Raw genomic sequence first — 19,026 nt, 5'->3', positions numbered from 1 at the left:
GCCCGTGGTCGAGAGCGAGGCGTGTAGGTGGGCGTCTCGGGCAGCTCGCAGTCACAGATCGGCCGCGGGCAGCCAGGCGGTTTGGATCAGGTCCTCGCTTGCGCGGGTGCCGTAGGTGCCTCGGCCCGGGGGCATGAGGGCGGGGCGGGTGTTGCCGAAGAGGGTGCCCTCGTCGCGGCTGCAGCTCATGATCAGGGATGCGGAGTCGAGTTCCTCGAGGCGGTTGAAGGTTGCCTCGTACATGGCCCGGCCCGCGCCGCCGGAGCGGCGGGCCAGGATCAGGTGGAAGCCGAGGTCGCGGGCGTGGGCCAGGTGGTCGACCAGGGCGTGCAGCGGGTTGCCGCCGGCAGTGGCGACCAGGTCGTAGTCGTCGACGACGACGTAGAGTTCCGGGCCGCGCCACCAGGTCCGGTCCTTCAGCTGCTGCGGGGTCACCTCGGGGCCGGGCATGCGCTGGGTGACGTACGCGGCCAGGTCGGCCATGTTCTGGGTGAACTGCGGGGCGGTGGTGCCGTAGCCGGCGAGATAGCCCGGTGGCACGGTGCCGAGCATGGTCCGGCGGTAGTCGCCCATGATGATGCGCGCCTGATCGGTGGTATTGGACGCGCAGATGGACTGCACCAGCGCGCACAGCAGGGTGGTCTTGCCGCACTCGGAATCACCGATGACGACGAAATGCCGGCTCGCCGCCAGATCCAGATACACCGGGGCCAGCCCGGATTCATCGATGCCGAGCGGAAAGCGCAGGCACGGCTGGGTGTTATCCACCTCGGCGGGCCAGTCCCCTGCCAGCCGCAGCAGTTCCGCGCGCGGCAGCCGGTCGGGCAGCATGCGCACCGCCGGTGCCCGACGTCCCGGGGTGAACTGCGCGATGCTGGAAACCGCTTGCGCCACACCGGTTCCCAGCGACACCGGATCCGGTTCGCCGTCCACGCGCGGCAGCGCGGTCAGCATGTGCAGCCCGTCGGCGGTCATGCCGCGGCCCGGGCGGCCCATGGGCACCAGCGCCGCGAACTTGCGCCCCAGGTCGGAGTCCATGGGGTCGCCGAGCCGCAGTTCGACGCGGGTGCCGATCTGATCCTTGAGCGCGGGCCGCGCCTCGGCCCAGCGGTTCAGCGACATCACCACGTGCACGCCGTACGAAAGTCCCTGCACCGCAAGGTTCACGACGGCCTGATCCAGCAGTTCGAACTCCTGCCGGAACGCGCCGTACCCGTCGATGACCAGGAACACGTCGCCGAACGGATCCTCGTGCACGCCCGCGGCGGTGGGACCGGTTCCCTGGCCGGTGGCGCGATCACCGGCCCCCGGGTCGGCGCGCAACCGCCGGAAATCGGCCATGGACTCCACGCCGAGCCGCCGGAAGGTGGCCTCGCGGCGGCGCACGATGCCCACCATCTCGGCCACGGTGCGCCGCACCCTGTCCGCTTCCATGCGGCTGGCGACCGCACCCACGTGCGGTAGTCCCTCCAGGCCGATCATGGTGCCGCCACCGAAGTCCAGAAGGTAGAACTGCACCTGTTCGGCGGTGTGTGTCAAGGACATCGCCATGACCAGCGCGCGCAGCGCGGTCGACTTCCCCGACTGCGGACCGCCGACGATCGCCGCATTGCCGCGCGACCCGGACAGGTCCACCACCATGGGGTCGCGGCGCTGATCGTAGGGCCGGTCGACGATGCCGATCGGGGCGCGCAGGGCCGCAATGGGATTCCAGTCCCCGGTGAGGATCGAGCGCGGCAGCAGCTGATCCAGCGTGGACGCCGCGCCGAGCGGCGGCAGCCAGATCTCGTGGGCCGGACGACCGTGCCCGCGCACCCGCGACACCAGCATCTGCAGGTTGGAGATCTGATCCGCGTCGGCGGGGGCCGCCATCGGTTCCGGCGGGTCGGGCAGCGGAATCCGGTCGGCGGCACGGAAGTCCACGCGACCCGCGGTGAACGGGCGTGCGGTCACATCGACGTCGCCGGACCGGGTGGCCACCGCGGCATCGCGCCGTGACCCGCCGCCGGCATAGGGTCCGGAGACATAGGCGGACTGGAACCGCTGAATCTCCCCGGAATCGGATTTCAGGTAGCCGCCGCCGGGATTATTGGGCAGGTTGTAGGCATCGGGCACGCCCAGCACCTGCCGGGATTCATTGGCGGAGAACGTCTTCAGGCCGATCCGGTAGGACAGGTGACTTTCCAGCCCCTTGAGCCGCCCTTCCTCCAGCCGCTGTGAAGCCAGCAGCAGATGCACATGCAGCGAGCGGCCCAGCCGGCCGATCATGGTGAACAGTTCCGCGAAATCCGGATGTTGCGAGAGCAATTCGGAGAACTCGTCGAGCACCACGAACAGTGCGGGCAGCGGATCCAGATCCGCGCCCGACGCCCGCGCCTTCTCGTACTCGGAGACATTGGCGAAATTGCCCGCCGCGCGCAGCAGTTCCTGGCGGCGGTTCATCTCGCCGGCGAGCGCGTCGCGCATCCGGTCGACCAGATCGGCCTCCTCCTCCAGATTGGTGATGATGGCCGCGACATGCGCCACCCCCTCCAGTCCGAGGAAGGTCGCGCCGCCCTTGAAGTCCACCAGCACGAAGTTCAGCTGATCCGGCGAGTGCGTGGCGATGAGCGAAAGCACCAGCGTCCGAAGGAATTCCGACTTACCCGACCCGGTAGCGCCGATGCACAGCCCGTGCGGCCCCATGCCGCCCTCGGCCGCCTCCTTGATGTCGAGCACCACCGGCAGCCCGTCGGCCCCGACACCGAAGGGCACCCGCAGCCGCGCCCGGCCGTAGCGCGGCTTCCACGCCGTCTCGGGGGTGAAGGCGCCGATATCGCCCAGGCCCAGCAGCTGCGACCAGCTCGAGATGACCTCACCCTCCTCGCCGCTGGTCTCGGCGGTGCGCGCGACGGCGGCCCGATACGGCGCGAGCCGGCGCGCGGCCCGCTCGGCTTCGCGAGCGGTGATGCGGTCGACGACGGCGAAGCGCTCCATCGCTCCGGAGGCTCCGCGTCCGGCGCACTCGCCGTTCTCGACCACCATCTGAATGCCCCGGGAGCCGGCCAGCCGCGGCGCGTACCCGCACAGGTCGATGACCGTCACGCCCTCGAAACCGTGCTCCCGCAGGGGATCTTCCTCGGCTTCGAGTAGTCCGCCGTCCACCACCAGCACGATCTGGGTCAGGTTCGGATTGGGCGGCTGATTGCGGGAGTACCGAACCCGGTTGTGCAGCAGGGGATTCAGATCGGCGTGCGCCTCACGGATGGAGCCGTACACCATGCGCCCGCTGCCGACGCCGTCCTCGGATTCGGGGTGCTGGGTGTGGGGCAGCCACTTGGTCCATTCCCATTCGCGGACGGTGTCCGGTCCGCAGACCACGGCGATCAACGCCTGGTCGGGGCCCTGGAACATGGCCAGCTGCAACAGCATGGCGCGGGACATGTCGCGAGCCTGGGCGCGGTCGCCGGTGAGCTGGACGGCGGCGAAGCCCTTGACGGCGAGGGCGGTGGGCAGATCGGGCACGGTGGAGTGGGTGCGCACGAAGCGCCGCAGCGAGACCGCGGCAATGGGTTCGAGCTCCTCGACGGGCCCAGTTTCCGGGGCGACCAGTCTCGTAGCAAGTCTTTGGCTACCAATCCCGATGCGGGCGTGACAGAAATCCTTGTCCCCCGGCCGGCGCTCCCACATCCGCGTGGTCCCCGCCAGCATCCAGATCAGCCCGGGCTCCGGATGACTCCACTCCACGGCCGCCCGCTGCTGCCCGGCCGTCTCCTCCACATCCCGGCGGACCTGGTCGAGATAGCGCAGATAGTCCTTGCGATCCTCGTCGGCCTCGGCCGCCTTCTGCCCCTTGCCGCCCTGCCCCGCATGCATCCCGACCATGGAGAACACCATCATCATCGGGAACATCAGGCTCATCGGATTGGCGGCGAGACCACTCCCGGAGGTGATCATGAGCGCGACCATTCCGAGCATGCCCACGCCCATCACCACCGGCATGAGCTTGGTGAAGAGATTGGCGGGAACCGTCCGCGGAATCTCCGGCGGCGGTTGCAGGGTCACCTCGCCGCCGGGTGAGCGGGGCATCACCCGGCGCGGCCGGCGCTGGAACCGTACGGTGCTCATCGCGGAAAGTCCCCCACGAATTCGAATTGAATTGCGGCTCAGTGTACGAACGGCAACCATCATGCCGTACAGTGCGGGCGTGGCGCAGTCGCGGACCGATCACCTCGAGGAACTCCGCGGCACGGTCCGCGCGCCCGATCTGGCGCGAGTCACCATTCTGGCCAAGCACACTCAGGTCGACATGGCCATTCCCGTCGATGTGCCGGTGGCACTGGTCATCCCGAGCGTGGTCGACATGGTCGATCAGCACAATCGCGTCAATGACTTCGACCACGACGGCGAACCGTTCGAACCGCACGAGTGGGTGCTGGCCCGCGTCGGGCAGCCACCCTTCTCCAATTCCCTGAGCCTGACCGAGCAGGGCGTGCGCGACGGGGAACTGCTCATGCTGGAGAGCGCCGAACACATCGCGCCCACACCGCTTTTCGACGACATCATGGACAACGTCGCCATCGCCGACGCCGACCACTTCCGCGGCTGGACGCCATGCACGGCCCGGCTGACCGGATCGGCGCTGGCGGTGGTCATCATGCTGACCGGCTGCCTCGGCCTGCTGGCCGCGCCCGCCGCCTTTCCCGGCTGGGTGAGCGCGATCGTGGCCACCGTCGTCACCCTGCTGCTGGTCACCGCGAGCACGGTGCTCAGCCGCATGTACCGCGACCGCGCGAGCGCGCTGGTGCTGGGCGGCTGCGCACTGCCCACCGCCTTCAGCGCGGGCATGCTGTTCGTGCCGAGCCACTACGACTGGGCCAACGCGTTACTGGGCGCGGTCCTGGCCGGGGCCACCGCGATGCTGGCCTGGCGGGCGAGCGGCGTGGGGCTGGGCCTGTTCATCGGCGTGGCGGCGCTGGCGGTCTTCGCCATCCCCGCGACGCTGGCGGGCCTGCTGACAGATCTGCCCGTGCACGCCATCGGCGCCGGCGCGGCGGCGCTGGGTCTGGCCGGATTGTCCCTGGCTCCAAGGCTTTCCATGCTACTGGCCGAGCTGCCGCTGCCGCCCGTCCCCGCACCCGGCACCCCGATCGACCCCACCGAGGACGACCCCGACGACCATCGCGCCCTGCCCACCATGGAGGTCTTGCGCGCGAAATCCGAACGGGCGCGCGACTATCTGGCCGGATTGGTCGCGGCGACCACCACGGTGGTGGTGGCCGGGGCGGTCGCCGCCGTGGATCCGAGCGCCGGCACCCCGTACTGGCCGGGCTTGGCCCTCGCGCTGGTGTGCGCCGTGGTGCTGATGTTCCGCAGCCGCACCTATGCGGGCGCGGAACAAGCCGTGGTCCTGATCGCGGGCGGCACCACCATCGTGCTGCTGGTGCTCCTCGGCGCGGCCCTCACCCAGCGACAGCCACTCACGATTTTCGGTGTGGCACTGGCGCTTTTCACCGCGGCGCTGGTCCTGGGCATCATCGTGCCCCGCCGGCAGGCGACCCCGCCCGCGCGGCGGGCGGTGGAACTGCTCGAATACGGCTTCGTGGCAGCCGTGGTGCCGCTGGCCTTCTGGGTGGCCGATCTCTACGCCCTCGTACGCGGACTGTGATTGTCGTCGGCCATGCCGGATAAAGTACTGAACGCCAACGGTTCCCGCGATCACGCCGCGGCTCCCGGCGTGCGGGGATTGCGGGTCGCGGCGGCCTCGGCGGTACTGGCGCTCGGTACGGCAGTCGGGACGGGAGCCGGGCAAGGTGTCGCGTTCGCGGACCGGCCGCCGCCCATCGGCGCGGGCCTGCTGCCTCCCGGCGGTCCGGCCGTGCCGCCGACCGAGACCGAACACCCCGCGAACTCGCCGTGCTCCAGCACCCAGGCGGGCGGTGGCGGGCCGACCATTCCGCCCACCCAGCGCACCCTCGACCTCCCGGATGCGTGGCAATTCTCGCGTGGCGCAGGGCAATTGGTGGCAGTCATCGATACCGGGGTGTCCCCGCACCCGCGGCTGCCCGGCCTGATTCCCGGCGGCGACTATGTGGCCGCGGGCGGCGACGGCACCGAGGACTGCGACGCCCACGGCACCATCGTGGCGGGCCTGATCGCCGCTTCCGAGGTCGGCGGCCAGGGCTTCGCCGGGGTCGCGCCCGAAGCGCGGATCATGACCATCCGCCAGACCAGCGCGCTGTACCAAACCAAGGGCGCGGGCCGGGAGAAGGGCCCCGACGATATGCCCGACGGCTACGGCAAGATCTCCGCGCTCGCCGCGGCGGTGCGCCGGGCCGCCGACGCGGGCGCGCGGGTCGTCAATATCTCCCTGGTCGCCTGCCCGACCACCGAGCCCGCCAGCGCGGAAATGGGCGCGCTGGGCGCGGCGGTGCAGTACGCGGCCGTCGAGAAGGACGTGGTCATCGTGGCTTCGGCGGGCAATACCGATACCTGCAAGGCGAGCAATCCGGGCCTGGATCCGCTGCACCCTGCCGACGATCCGTGGGATCACGTCACGTCGTATGTGGTGCCGGCCTGGTGGGACGCCTATGTGCTGTCGGTCGGCTCGGTGGACGCCTTCGGTCAGCCGTCGAAGTTCACCGTCCCCGGGCCGTGGGTGGGGGTGGCCGCGCCGGGCGAGAGCATCGTCTCGCTGGACCCCCGCAACACCGGGCTCACCACGGCCAAGGTAACCAATCAGGGACAGGTCGTCCCCTACAGCGGAACGAGTTTCGCCGCACCGCAGGTCTCGGGCGTGGCCGCGCTGGTGCGGGCCCGCTACCCGGATATGCGCGCCGCCGAGGTCATCGAGCGCATCGAGGCCACCGCGCACGCGCCGGGCGAGGGCTGGAATCCGTCCATCGGCTACGGCACAGTCGATCCCGTGGCCGCGCTCACCGCCCAGGTGCGAAACAGCCTGCCGCCCAAGCATCCCGCCGGACCGCGGAATCGGCAGCTCGCCCTGCCCACGCCGCCGCCCGCACCCGACCGCACACCGCGCAATGTCGCCCTGATCGGCACCGGCGTTGTCGCGCTGCTGCTGGTGCTCGGCTTTCTGGCCTCGTTCCCGCTGCGCCGCAGGTTCGGCGTGCGCGACACCGACGCCTGACTCGGTGAGACCGCCGCCTGAGCTCAGTTCCCGTTCGGCGCTGCGGTTTTCACCGGCTCCCTGGCGGGATTCGGATCGGCCGCAACCCCGTCGTGGGCGACCATGGCCGCTTCCCGGCTGAGAGTCGGTCCGGGAGCGAGCAATCCGAGAATCTGCCACGGCACCGGTTCCGGTCGCACCCGCTCCGGGTCCATGCCGAGTGCCCCGGCGGAATCCAGATTCTTGATCCCGAACCGCACTCCATAGTCGGACACGAAGAACAGGCTGTCGTGGCGCCGGCTGTCCGGCTCGATGCCGGTGGACTGCACGTACGCCCCCGAGCCCGGATTCATATAGAAGCTGTCCACATTCGGGCCGCTGCCGTCGGCCTGTGCCAGCGGAACCAGCCTGGCGCGGTCGGGAATCGGTACCGCGTGCCCGGTGAGCACGGCCAGCTCGGCGTGCTTGCTGCCATCGGATGTATCGGCGGAACCAACCGGCTTCCACGAGAGGCAGTCGACGGGCTGATCCTTGCCGTCCACCAGGACCGGGGCCCGGTCCGGATACTTCGACACCTGCAGGGCCGAGGAGACCGGCGCGCCGGTGCGGTCGGCCTGCGCGATGTAGTCGTCGGCGGCGCTGGTGCGGTAGGCATTCCGGATGATGTCGGCGGTCAGCACCGAGACCGGCTGCAGGCCGTCGGGCAGCACCACGTAGTACTTGCCGTCGGTCCGCACCTGCACCACATCGCCGATCCGGTGATCGCCGAGCGGGTAATCCGGTGCGGCGCCGGCATTCTCGATGCGCGGCGGAACCAGCTGCGGCACTTCGGGAATCGCGTTCAGCAGGCCGTCGCTGATCGGGCGCGGGGTCCGGCCGCGCAGATCGAGGGCATCGACCACGGCCCGATCGTCCAGATCGATCCGGGCGCGCCGATCGTCGTAGATCAGGTAGGTGTGGTCCCGGCCCTGCACGAGCAGCGCCGTGCCGGATGCCATGGGAGATGCCTTGTCCGCCCGGCCCGTATCGCCGGCCAGCACCGAGGTGGTGAGAGAGCGGCTGCCGTCATTGGACAGCACGTCGCACACCGTCCAGCTGCGACCGTCGCCGCCGGTGAAGTTCAAGGAGGTCGGCGCGCCCGGTATGCCGATCAGCTGCCCGCGCGGCTTCTCGGCCAGCTCGGACTCCCGCACGGTCGCGGGCTTGACCGCGTCGCCGGCGACCAGGCGCGCCGAGGCCAGGTTCAGCGCCGGATGGACCACATTGCCGAGCACCACGTAGACCGCGCCGGAGTCCTTGCCGATGAGGATCTTGTTGGACCCGATCCGGTCCTGCGGCCGCAGCAGAGCCAACACTCCGCAACCCGCCAGTGCGACACACGCGAGGATGAGTCCGGCGGCGTAGGCCCGCGACTGTGAACGCATGGGATCGTGCAGCATTCGCACGTCCCGGCGAACCAGGGCGTGCTCCATGCGACGGACCAGGAAGCGATAGCCGCTCACCTGCCATCGGGTCGTGGGTTTCGAAGGCATTCAAGTCCCCGGCAAGTCGGTGCGTTCGCCGAACACAGTACATTGACAAGGACATTCATTCGCACTCGGCCGCCGCGCGGGCGCACTCGGGCAGCGCGCGCGGCCGATATCGGGGAGCCGGGGACCGACGATGGCAATCGAATCCGGGGAGACGGCGACGCGGCCTTTGCTCGGCCGGATCTCCCTCGCGAACCTGATCTGGGCCCAGGTTGCCGGACTGGTCGTTCTGGTCCTCGGCATACGGTGCGGGCTGGCATGGTGGGGCGCACTCACTCTCGGCATAGTGGTCGGTCTGATTCTTCTGTTACCCCTTGGCAAACGCACCGTTTCCGACTGGATTGCCACCGGCGGCCGCTTCCGCACCCGGCGCGGCCACCCGCCCGCCGACCTCATCGATTTCCGCGCACCCGACGGGCGCTCGCTCGGGCTCTACCGGGACGGCAGCCGCGTGGTGGCGGTCGTCGAGGTGCTCGCACCCAGGGGTGGACTGACCCGGCTCGGGCGCCGCACCGTGCAGTCCACCCACCTGCTGCCACTGCCGGAACTCGCGAAAAGCCTGAGCCGGCACGACATTCTGCTGTCCGGCATAGACATCGTCTCGCACGGCTTCCGCAGCCGCTCGGGCACAGCCGCGGGCGCGATCTACGACACCCTGCTCGGCCCGCTGCCCGCCACCGCGCACCGCACGGTATGGCTGGCCATCGCTTTCGACCCGATCGCCTGTCCCGAGGCCGCTACCCGGCGCGGCGGCGGGCTGACCGGCGCGTGCCGGGCGGTCACCATCGCCACCCAGCGCATCATGCGCACCCTCGAGGACGCCGACTGCTCGGCCCGGCTGCTCACCGCGCCCGAGATCCGGCAGGCCGCTCTGCAGGTCACCGCGGGCGTCGATCCGGGCGCGCTGACCCAGCGCTGGCGCTACGCCGAACTCGGCAACGGCGTGAATATCGGTGCGGCCGTGGATCCCCGGCAGCTGGCCGCCGATCTGCTCGCCCAGCTGTGGGTGCCCGCCTCACGCGGCACCACGGTGGCCGTGCGGCTGCGCCCGGGCCACAGCGCCGACACGGTGCGCATCGGCGCGGCCTGGCGGCTCACCGCCCGGGAGCTGCCCGCGGAACCGGTGCAGCAGCACATGATCTCCATGAACGGCCGCCACCGGGAGGGGCTGCTCGCGCATCTCCCCTTCGCCGTACCGGGCCTGGACGACACCGTGCCCACCGAGATCCGCGACATCGTCGGCATCGGGGCCCTGCAGCTGCCCTCCGCCGGATGCGGCCAGCTGCTCGGCTCCGACGACGACGGCAACGGCGTCGCCATACGCCTTGTCGGGCAGGGTATTTCGAGCGTCCATCTGGCCGGGGAGCTCTATCTCGCCCAGCAGATCGTCTTCCGCGCCCTGGCCGTCGGCGAACGCATCCTCATCCGCACCGACCGCCCACAGGCCTGGCAGCAGCTGGTCACCACCATCGGCAATCCGGACCGCCTCACCGTCGCCATAGAAACCCACCAGTCCGACGCCGATTTCACCGCGACCCTGGTGGACGGCGTGCTGGCTCCCGCACCCCACGCCGGCGTCACCACCATCTACCTGACCGGAGACCCGCTCGGCTGGCCCGGCACCAGACCCGACCTGTCCATCCACCAGCCCGCCGCCGCCGGCAACCGGATCGTCCTGCGCACCGGAACCACCGAGGTGCCCCTGACCCTGGTCTCCATCCCCCGCGAGTCCACCTACATCGGACAGCCCCGCGCCGCCGTCGCGCTCGCGCGCTAGCTGCCCGGATACGGATCCGCGGCGCGGGCGGTGCGCAACGCCGCCGCCCACCAGGCGAGCTGGCGCAGCATGCGATCGGCGGCGTCGATGGCCGCGCCGTCCCGGGTCTCGCCCTCGGCGTCGAACTTGCGTTTGGCCTCATGGAAACTCACGGTCTCGCGAATGGAGACCATATGGATCTCGGCGACCACCTGCCGCAGCTGCTCGACCGCGCGCAGCCCGCCCGACAGACCGCCATAGCTGACGAAACCGATGGGCTTGCCGCGCCATTCGCGCTTGACGCTGTCGAAGGCCGTCTTCAGCGAGGCCGGGTAGCCGTGGTTGTACTCGGAGGTGACGGCCACGAACGCATCCGCGGCCCCGACCCGCTGCCGGAACGCCTGCACCTCCGGGGAATCCGTGAGGTTCAGCGGTAGCGGGGTGTCGAGGAGGTCGATGACGCCCACCTCGAAATCCGCGTCGGCGCGGGCGCGGCGCAGGAACCAGTCCGCGACCACCGGCGCGAACCGCTGGGGACGCACACTGGCGATGATGACCTCGAGCCGCAGCGGGGTGTCCATGCCGGGAGCCTATCGGCTGGGCCGTCAGCGCCGCCCGATCCCGCGCGCGGCATAGTCGGCCAACCCCTTGGCGGGCTGGGTCCGCGCGGTGAAATCCAGCGCGTGCCGGGCTCTTTCCGGATGCGCGACGATATGGCGGATATCGGTGACGCGGCACTGCCCCGTCACTACCGGGGTCGGCCCGTCCACTGCCTTGGCCATGGCCGAGGCCACCTCCCACAGCGTGAGCGGCCGCCCCGAGGCGATATTCAACGGCACGAAACCGGGCAGCCGGCGTTCCACGGCCGCAACGGTGGCCACCGCCGCGTCCCGCACATGCACGAAATCCCGCACCTGACCGCCGTCTTCGAACACCTGCGGCGGGCGGCCCGCCACCAATTCGGCCCTAAAACGCGCCACCACACCGGATTCCGCCGACCGCACCCTGCGGCCGTCCGCCACCGGTTCGCCGTAGAGCTGGTGATACCGCAGCACCGCGGCATCCCCGCCGGTATTGGCCACCCACGCCAGCGCGTAGTGCTCCTGTGCGACTTTGCTTGCCGCATAGGCGCTCCGGGGCCGCAGCGGTGCGTCCTCCCCCATCGGCTCCCAGGTCAGCACCTCCCCCGACCGCGGCGCGCGATGATCGAACAGTCCCCGATCCAGGTCACCGCGCCGCCGCAGCCCCGGATAGAACGGTCCGCTGCGCACGCCCCGATACCGGCCCTCGCCGTACACGGCCACCGAGGACCCGAGCACCAGCCGCGGCACCCCCGCCCGCTCCATGGCGGCCAGCAGGACGGCCGTGCCGACGTCATTGTGCGCACCGTAGAACGCAGCCCAGCGCATGCCCTCCGCGCCCGGCCGCGCCGCGCCGGCCCGGGCGGCATCGTCACGGCCACGCTTCCTGTCCACCGAGACGCGGCCCAGATGCGGAAGGTCCTGCGAGGCCGCGAGATTCGAGGAGTCGGCGGGCACCAGCTCGATCGCGCCCCGCAGCTGCGGCAGCGGCACGGCCGCCGCCAGGTGGCAGACCACGTCGATATCGGCGAGCAGGGGTTCGAGCGCGTCCTGATCACGGACATCGAGGCGGGAAACATCCTCGGGGCCAGCGGCATTCGCACCGTGCACGCTCTCGAGCAACGCGTCGATCGCGACGACCTCGTGACCGGCCGCCAGCAGAGCGCGGTGCACATGGGAGCCCAAGTAACCGGCCGCACCGGTCAGCAACACGCGCACGGGGTCGGGACCGCCCGCATTCATGGTTCCAGCCTATTCGACCGGCCTCCGACGCTCAGGTCCGCTGGACAACGTCGCGACCACATTCTCATTCAGGTCTCTTCGAATCAGACGCAACAACTGATTTCGCGCCGATCAGGGTAACTCGCCGGGGACGCCCAGAATCGGTTTCGCACCCAACCGTCGGCACGGGTTGCCAACGGCGGACGGCTCTCAGCCGTCCGCCGAAGGCGCGGGGAGGCGGGGGAGCTCAGGGCAGCTCGAAGGGGAGCTGGACGCCGGTGCCCGTCAGCACGCGGCACTTGTCGCAGGTGTCGTCGCCCTCGACGGCGGCGACGGCGCGGCGCACCAGTGCCTTGAAGGGCACCAGGTTGCGCTCGAACTCGGCGAAGACGGCCGCGGCGCTGACGCCCTCACCGGTCTCCAGGCCCGCGTCCAGGTCGGTCACGAGAGCGATTGCGGCGTAGCACATTTCGAGCTCGCGGGCGAGCACGGCCTCCGGGTGCCCGGTCATGTTGACCAGCGCCCAGCCCTGTCCGGCGTACCAGCGGCTCTCGGCGCGGGTGGAGAAGCGCGGGCCCTCCACCACGACCATGGTGCCGTGATCGTGCGCGGGCAGCTCGTCGCCCAGGGCGCCGATCGCCGACGAACGCAGCTCCTCGCAGTACGGGTCCGCGAAGGCCACGTGCACCCCGCCGGTGTCGTAGAAGGTCTGGGCGCGACCGGAGGTGCGGTCCACCAGCTGGTCCGGCACCGACACGGTGCCCGGGCCCCAGTCGGCACGCAGGCTGCCGACCGCGCACGGGCCGAAGATGCGGCGCACGCCCAGCGAACGCAGGGCCCACAAATTGGCGCGGTAGGGCACGGTGTGCGGCGAGAACTCGTGTTTGCGGCCGTGCCGCGGCAGGAACGCCACCGCCCGCCCCTCCACCTGACCGATGGTGATGGGCGCGCTGGGCGCGCCGTAGGGGGTTTCGACCTCGACCGTGGTCGCATCATCGCCGAAGAAGTCGTAGAACCCGCTGCCTCCGATGATGGCGAGCGTTGCCCGTGGATCCTCACTCATGCCCACGATTCTCGCGCATCCGCGCACGAGTGGTGGGACCAGGGCAAACCATGTACCCTAGGGGGGTATTAACGCCCGGGAGTGAGGACAGCGCAGGTGACCAACGACAAGACCGCGACCACAGACCCGGCTGCACCCGCCGAAACCGCCGAGTCCTGCCACGACCACGCCACCCACGGCTACATCACCGCCAAGGACGACTACCTCAAGCGCCTGCGCCGCATCGAAGGCCAGGCCCGCGGCCTGCAGCGCATGGTCGACGAGGAGAAGTACTGCATCGACATCCTCACCCAGGTTTCGGCCATGACCAAGGCCCTGCAGGCCGTCGCCATGGGCCTGCTCGAGGATCACATCAGCCACTGCGTGGTCGACGCGGCCGTCGCCGGCGGCCCCGAGGCCGAGGCCAAGATCAAGGAAGCCACCGACGCCATCGCCCGCCTGGTGCGGAGCTAGCCCTCAGCAGGCGGCGATGCCGCCGGGATACCTACCCAAGGACACGGGCAGCGCCCAGCGGTCCGGGCCGGACTGCCAGCCGGAGGCGGCCCGACGGGACCCGCGGCGGACGGGGACGCGGTCCTTGCGGTCACGCGCGGCCGGGGCGGGTTCGCACTGCTGGGTGTCGCCGCTGCCGGCGTCCAGGTCCAGATCGGCGTAGAGAATGCCCTCCTCGCCCTCCTCGAGCGGGGTCACCACTTCGCTGCCGTCCGCGGCATAGATGCGGGCGCGGCCGGTGGGGCCGCTGACCCGAGGGGCGCCGCCCATACCGTCGAACGCCCGCTCCCCCACCACCGCGGTGGGCGCGAGCACGAAGGCGCCGACCTCCAGCGCGTACATCCGGCTGACCGTGATGCTCGAATCCGGCCCTGCCGCATCGGCGTACGGACTGCCGGGCCAGGCGGCCACATGGATCTGCTCCTCGTCGGCGCGTAGCGCACGGGTGAGCAGCGGCCGCTGGTTCTCCTGCCCGGACAGCGCGCCGTACTTGCCGATCGGAGTGTGTTGCACCGCAGGCAGATTCGGAGTTCCGGAGGCGAATATCTTGCGTTCCACGCTGTTCAACCCGGCCTTGCGGCGTACGGACAGCAACTCGCCGGAATCGTCGATCACGGCCTGCGACATATAGATTCGCCGATCCTGCCGTTCACCGAATCCGAGGACGACGTGAATGCCGTGCGCGGCGGCGGCCCCGGTGATCGCGCGCATTTCCACGCCATCCCGAGTCATCGAATTCTCGCGGCACCGAGTCGAGTACTCGACATTCCACTGATTGGTATCGATCCAGCGCCACCAGGGATATCCAGGGAGAAACGCCTCCGGGAATGCGATCAGCCGCGCGCCCTGCGTCGCTGCTGCTCGGATCAGTCCGACGACCTGTTCCACGCCGTCGGACAGCCGCAGCCAGCTGGGTTCGGCCTGGACGGCGGCGACTCGCACCGTAATCCTCATCGCTGTTCCCTCATGGAACGTGATGCTTGCCAAGAGTATCCGGCGAGACAATGGCGACGAGTGCCGAATCACCGACTGATCATGCCAGGGTACGAAAGGCCCCCGGAGTCGTACCCATTTCCAAACGGAAGCTTCGGTAGAAACTACGCTCGGTGAGGAATCCCGACGCTTTCGCAACGGCCGAAAGCGGCAACTGTGGCGCATTTCGTAGTAGGTCGCAAGCACGTTCGATTCGCATGCGGCGCAGCACCGTTCCCGGTCCACCCTCGAACTCGCCGAACACCCGGTAGAGAGTACGCCGCGACATGCGGCAGCCCTCGGCGATTCGATCGACTCCGAGATCCGGATCCGCACAGTTGCCGCGCATGAAGGCCAGCACCCGCTGCCGATTCAGAGCGTCCGCGGACTGGTCGTGCGGGGTGCGCCCGGACGCCGCGATCACCGCCGCCGCCAGCAGATCCATCCCCGGTTCGGCCAGCAGTGCCGCCCCGGCCGGATCGGTGCGCTGCAATCCCGCGACACCCCGGAAGAATTGCGCCACGATTCCCGGCGCGGTTCCACTGGAAAACACGGTGGCCGTGGGGACTTCGGGATCGGAAACGCCGTAGTGATCGCGCAGCCGGCTCAGCGGGACCTGCACCACGACCTGTTCCCACTCCTGCTGCAAGTCCCACCGATAGGGACGAGTGGTGTCGTAGAACACGATCGAACCGGGACGGACGTCGGCTACCCGGCCGTCCTGTTGCAAGCGGGCGTGACCCGAAAGCGGAATACTCGCGATCAGATACTCGTCATTCGCCTGCGCTATCAGCCGATCGGTACGGCGGATGAACTGAGTGGAGGATCCGGCAACGGTCAGATCGAGGTCGCCATATCGAGCGTGTTCGATATGGCCAACAAAACGATCGGTCGGTTTTGGTGAAACCGCCAATGGCACATAGGCATCGCTCACGTGCGCTTCCCAGCGCTCGAACGCCTCCGCCGCCGACTGCTCCGGTCCGGACCGCACCTCGATCCGATCGACCGCTTCTGACCGTTCCACTCCCCATCCCTCGATGACAATGGTCGGCCCACGTACGGCCGAATACTCGGGAGAGTGTGTCAGATCAGGGGAATTCGAGCCAATACCCCGGAGCGGTACGCAGTGATACCACTAGGCCGCGGACTCGAAACTCAGGTCCAGTTCCAGATCGGCGTACAGCAAACCCTGTTCGTGCCCGGCCAGCGGCGACGCCAGTTCCTCGCCGCCCGGCGCGAAGATGCGCGCATGCCCGCCCGGCCCGGGTACCAGCTGCTTGGCCGGCTCCGAACCCCGGCGGCTCTCACCGCCCGCCACATCCATCACCGCACACGCCGCGATCACGTTCAACTGCCCGACCACCGCGTACCAGAGCGTGGCCGCATTGTTCACGCGCACACCCCAATCCACGTCTCGCGCCACGATGAACCCCGGCCAGGACACCACGTGGATCTGCGCGCCGGTGCGCTCCAGCTCCCGCCGCGTCGGCAGATGCAATTGCTCGGAGCCGCCCTGCACCGCGATGCGGCCGATGCCGGTGTGGAAAACCTGCGACTCGCCGGGCTCGCCACTGCGGAAGATCTTGTGCTCCAGCGGCGTCAGCTGGGGCTTGCGACGGACTCCGAGCAGTACCCCGCGGTCATCGATGAGGCACTGCGACATGTAGAGCGCGCTGGCACTGCGCTCGCTGAAGCCGAGCAGCACGTGAATGCGATGCCGCCGCGCGGCGTCGGCGATACGCCGGAACTCGGTGCGGCCCACCGTCATCGAATGCGTGCGATACCGCGCGAAGAACCCCTGGCCCCAGCTCACCGATTCCAGCCACAACCACCACGGATATCCGGGCAGGAAGGTCTCCGGGAAGGCCACCAGCTGCGCGCCACCCTCAGCCGCGTCCTCGATCAACTCGATGGTCTGCTGAACACCGGCGCGCAGATCCAGCCATCGTGGCTCGGCTTGGACGGCTGCGACTCGCACCTTCGTCGGCACGTCGGCTCCTTCGACGGGTATCGGATGATGTGCAATCACCCTTCGCCGAACGTGAACCGGTCACAGCGACATACCGTGCCGGGCTACCGACCGCGCGTGCCTGCGTCCAGTTGTGACCGAAATTGACCGGGCGTCAGGCCGGTTTCCTGGCGAAATGCGCGGTAGAAATGGCGATCGGTGGAGAATCCGGAAGCCGCGGCAATCGCCGAGAGCGGCCGGGCCGGGTCGGCCCGCAACAGCCGCCGGGCATGCTCGACCCGCATGCGGCGCACCAGTGCGGCGGGGCCGCCGATGTCCTCGCACACCCGGTAGAGCGTGCGGCGTGATACCAGGCAGGCGTGCGCTACCTCATCGACGGTCAGATCCGGATCGGTGTAGCGCTGGCGCAGCACCGACAGCACCTGCTGGCGCGTGTAGAGCGAATCGGCCGGCGCCGGCGAGTTCTGCCCGTTGGCCAGCAGCACCGCCGAGGAGAGCATGGCCGTGATCTGCGATTCGAGGGCATGCGCGGCCCGGTCGGTTTCCTTGACCGGGAGGGCCGCCATGCCGCGGAAGAAGTCGACCACCACGCCCATCGCGCCGGTGGCGGGTAGCGCCTTGGCGATCGGTAGCTCGTCGCGCACCAGCCCGGCATGATCGAGCACCGCGCTCATGGGCGCGCGCACGATCGTGGACACCGCGTTCTCGGTGGTGCGGCTCTCGATCGGGCGGGCGCTGTCGTAGAAGGCGATGGTCCCGGCCCCGCCCTCGGTGATCCGGCCGTTCTGCTCGGTCCAGTTCGCGCCCTCCACAACAATGTTCACCAGCAGGAAGTCCCCGGCGGCCTGATCGAGCTGGCGCTTGTTACGCACCACCCGCTGCGCGCTGGAGGTCATCATGGTGAGACTGGAGTCATCGAACTGGGTGAAGCGCAGCTTGCCGTGCCACTGACCCTTGCCGAGCGGCTCACAGATCGACGGCAGCACCGCGTCGGCCACGATGGCCTCCCACTGCTCGAATGCCTGCCGCGCGGAAACCTCTGAGGTCGTACGGACTTCGGCGCTGGCAGTGGACGCAATACCCACACCGTGCATCATTCCATTACCGGACGCCGGGAAACTGCGAATGAAGCCGACCGATGCGACAAAACGGACCAGTCGTCCGGATTGTCCTGGTAATCAACCCGATCCGGATAGGCCGCCTGCCCGGTCGCCGGCGGCTCGAAGGCGGCGACCGGGCGGCGCCTCACCAGTATTCCCATCCGCCGCGCCGCTGTGACTGCCCGGGCGTGCCAGATCACTGCCAATTGACGTCAGCCCCGACACACCTCCTGATCAGGCATGACTCGACCGGAATTCGCCAGGGGTCATCCCCATCTCGCGTTTGAAGGCCCGATAGAACTGCCGCTCGGACACGAAGCCCGATGCCCGGCCCACGGACAGCAGCGGCCGAGTCGGATCGGTGCGGATCAGGGCCAGGGCCCGCTCGATCCGCATGCGCCGGAGCATGGCCGCCACACCGTCCTCGCCGTGCTCGAACAACCGGTACAGGGTGCGGCGTGACACCGCGCAGGCGCCGGCCACCTGATCGACGGTGAGTTCCGGGTCGGCGTAATGGCGTTGGATGAACGCCAGCGCCCGCTGTTTGGCCAGCGCCTGCGCGGGTTCGTCGCGCGGCAGATCGCCCGCCGCCAGCTGCACCACCGAAGCGAGCAGTCCCGTACCGTGTTTGGCCAGCACCGCCGCCTGGTCCGGTGCGGTGTACTGCAATTGCGCCAGGCCGCAGAAGAAGCGGCCCACGATGCCGGCCGCCCCCTCGGGCGGGAAGCGCACCGCGGTCGGCAGCCGGTCCGCCGGCACCCCCGACGCCCCCACCACCTCGGCCAGCGGCACCTGCACCGCCACCACGCCCCAGGACTGCTCGAAATGCGCGCTGAAGGGCCGGGAACTGACGTGCAGGGTGAGCCCGCCGTCGGCGAGTTCCCCGACCCGCCCGTCCTGCTCGAGCCAGCCGTGCCCGTGCGTGGTCACGCTGGCGAACAGAATGGGTTCCTCGGGCTCGTGGAGGAGCCGCGGTATCCGGCTGAGGTGCTGACCGCTGGCCGTCACCATGGACACATCGATGCCATCGAATCGCGATTGCACGATGCGCGCCCGGAACTCCCCCGACCGCACCGGTGTCACCACCAGCGGAACGTAGGCCGCTGCGACAACGGCCTCCCATTCCTCGAAAGTCTCCTGCTGCGAAACCTCCGGTGTGGACCGAACCTCCATCACCGCGGGCTCGACGCCGCCCCTCATCGCCCGATTCTCGCACCCCACGCCTGCCCCGATCC

At 69.6% G+C, this 19,026-nt stretch carries 14 protein-coding genes; 4 read left to right on the top strand and 10 right to left on the bottom strand.

The window, feature by feature from the left end; translation table 11 throughout:
• Nucleotides 1–51 precede the first annotated feature (51 nt).
• Entirely contained in the window at nucleotides 52–4,107 is a 4,056-nt protein-coding gene (eccCa, locus tag ACFXN1_RS01010) for a type VII secretion protein EccCa (RefSeq protein ID WP_379435699.1), read from the bottom strand.
• A 79-nt stretch (nucleotides 4,108–4,186) separates the two neighbouring features.
• Between eccCa and eccD the strand changes: the two genes are divergently transcribed.
• Nucleotides 4,187–5,647 carry a type VII secretion integral membrane protein EccD gene (eccD, locus tag ACFXN1_RS01005; RefSeq protein WP_379435701.1) on the top strand — a complete coding sequence of 487 codons (1,461 nt, stop codon included), beginning with the start codon at nucleotides 4,187–4,189 and terminating at the stop codon, nucleotides 5,645–5,647.
• Nucleotides 5,648–5,659: 12 nt separating this feature from the next.
• Nucleotides 5,660–7,129: a type VII secretion-associated serine protease mycosin gene (gene mycP, locus ACFXN1_RS01000; protein ID WP_379435702.1), complete on the top strand. Its 1,470-nt coding sequence runs from the start codon at nucleotides 5,660–5,662 to the stop codon at nucleotides 7,127–7,129.
• A 23-nt stretch (nucleotides 7,130–7,152) separates the two neighbouring features.
• Here the strand turns inward: mycP and eccB are convergent, their stop codons facing one another.
• Nucleotides 7,153–8,640, bottom strand: a complete 1,488-nt coding sequence (eccB, locus tag ACFXN1_RS00995) for a type VII secretion protein EccB (protein ID WP_379435704.1) — start codon at nucleotides 8,638–8,640, stop codon at nucleotides 7,153–7,155.
• 130 nt (nucleotides 8,641–8,770) lie between these two features.
• Between eccB and eccE the strand changes: the two genes are divergently transcribed.
• On the top strand, nucleotides 8,771–10,414 hold the full coding sequence (eccE, locus tag ACFXN1_RS00990; RefSeq protein ID WP_379435705.1) for a type VII secretion protein EccE: 1,644 nt from the start codon (nucleotides 8,771–8,773) through the stop codon (nucleotides 10,412–10,414).
• On the opposite strand, the gene ACFXN1_RS00985 is transcribed toward eccE, so the two are convergent.
• The 3 genes from ACFXN1_RS00985 to ACFXN1_RS00975 form a co-directional block, all read right to left on the bottom strand.
• Nucleotides 10,411–10,974, bottom strand: a complete 564-nt coding sequence (locus tag ACFXN1_RS00985) for an NADPH-dependent FMN reductase (RefSeq protein WP_379435707.1) — start codon at nucleotides 10,972–10,974, stop codon at nucleotides 10,411–10,413. The genes eccE and ACFXN1_RS00985 overlap by 4 nt on opposite strands.
• A 24-nt stretch (nucleotides 10,975–10,998) precedes the next feature.
• Nucleotides 10,999–12,192, bottom strand: a complete 1,194-nt coding sequence (locus ACFXN1_RS00980; protein ID WP_379435730.1) for an NAD-dependent epimerase/dehydratase family protein — start codon at nucleotides 12,190–12,192, stop codon at nucleotides 10,999–11,001.
• A gap of 250 nt (nucleotides 12,193–12,442) precedes the next feature.
• Nucleotides 12,443–13,258, bottom strand: a complete 816-nt coding sequence (locus ACFXN1_RS00975; protein ID WP_379435709.1) for an S-methyl-5'-thioadenosine phosphorylase — start codon at nucleotides 13,256–13,258, stop codon at nucleotides 12,443–12,445.
• A gap of 183 nt (nucleotides 13,259–13,441) precedes the next feature.
• On the opposite strand from ACFXN1_RS00975, the gene ACFXN1_RS00970 reads away from it, so the two are divergent.
• Nucleotides 13,442–13,711 carry a metal-sensitive transcriptional regulator gene (locus ACFXN1_RS00970; RefSeq protein WP_379382092.1) on the top strand — a complete coding sequence of 90 codons (270 nt, stop codon included), beginning with the start codon at nucleotides 13,442–13,444 and terminating at the stop codon, nucleotides 13,709–13,711.
• A 3-nt stretch (nucleotides 13,712–13,714) separates the two neighbouring features.
• Here the strand turns inward: ACFXN1_RS00970 and ACFXN1_RS00965 are convergent, their stop codons facing one another.
• The 5 genes from ACFXN1_RS00965 to ACFXN1_RS00945 form a co-directional block, all read right to left on the bottom strand.
• On the bottom strand, nucleotides 13,715–14,704 hold the full coding sequence (locus ACFXN1_RS00965; RefSeq protein ID WP_379435710.1) for a nitrilase-related carbon-nitrogen hydrolase: 990 nt from the start codon (nucleotides 14,702–14,704) through the stop codon (nucleotides 13,715–13,717).
• Nucleotides 14,705–14,783: 79 nt separating this feature from the next.
• Nucleotides 14,784–15,746 carry a helix-turn-helix domain-containing protein gene (locus tag ACFXN1_RS00960; RefSeq protein WP_379435711.1) on the bottom strand — a complete coding sequence of 321 codons (963 nt, stop codon included), beginning with the start codon at nucleotides 15,744–15,746 and terminating at the stop codon, nucleotides 14,784–14,786.
• Nucleotides 15,747–15,857: 111 nt separating this feature from the next.
• Nucleotides 15,858–16,712 (bottom strand): nitrilase-related carbon-nitrogen hydrolase, encoded by an 855-nt coding sequence (locus ACFXN1_RS00955; protein WP_379394644.1) that lies wholly within the window; start codon nucleotides 16,710–16,712, stop codon nucleotides 15,858–15,860.
• An 83-nt stretch (nucleotides 16,713–16,795) separates the two neighbouring features.
• Entirely contained in the window at nucleotides 16,796–17,776 is a 981-nt protein-coding gene (locus ACFXN1_RS00950; RefSeq protein WP_379435713.1) for an AraC family transcriptional regulator, read from the bottom strand.
• 249 nt (nucleotides 17,777–18,025) lie between these two features.
• Nucleotides 18,026–18,991, bottom strand: a complete 966-nt coding sequence (locus ACFXN1_RS00945) for a helix-turn-helix domain-containing protein (protein ID WP_379394640.1) — start codon at nucleotides 18,989–18,991, stop codon at nucleotides 18,026–18,028.
• Nucleotides 18,992–19,026: the final 35 nt, after the last annotated feature.

The organism is Nocardia sp. NPDC059154, assembly GCF_042755705.1.
Classification (GTDB): Bacteria; Actinomycetota; Actinomycetes; order Mycobacteriales; family Mycobacteriaceae; genus Nocardia.
This window is presented reverse-complemented; position numbering and strand designations above follow the sequence as displayed.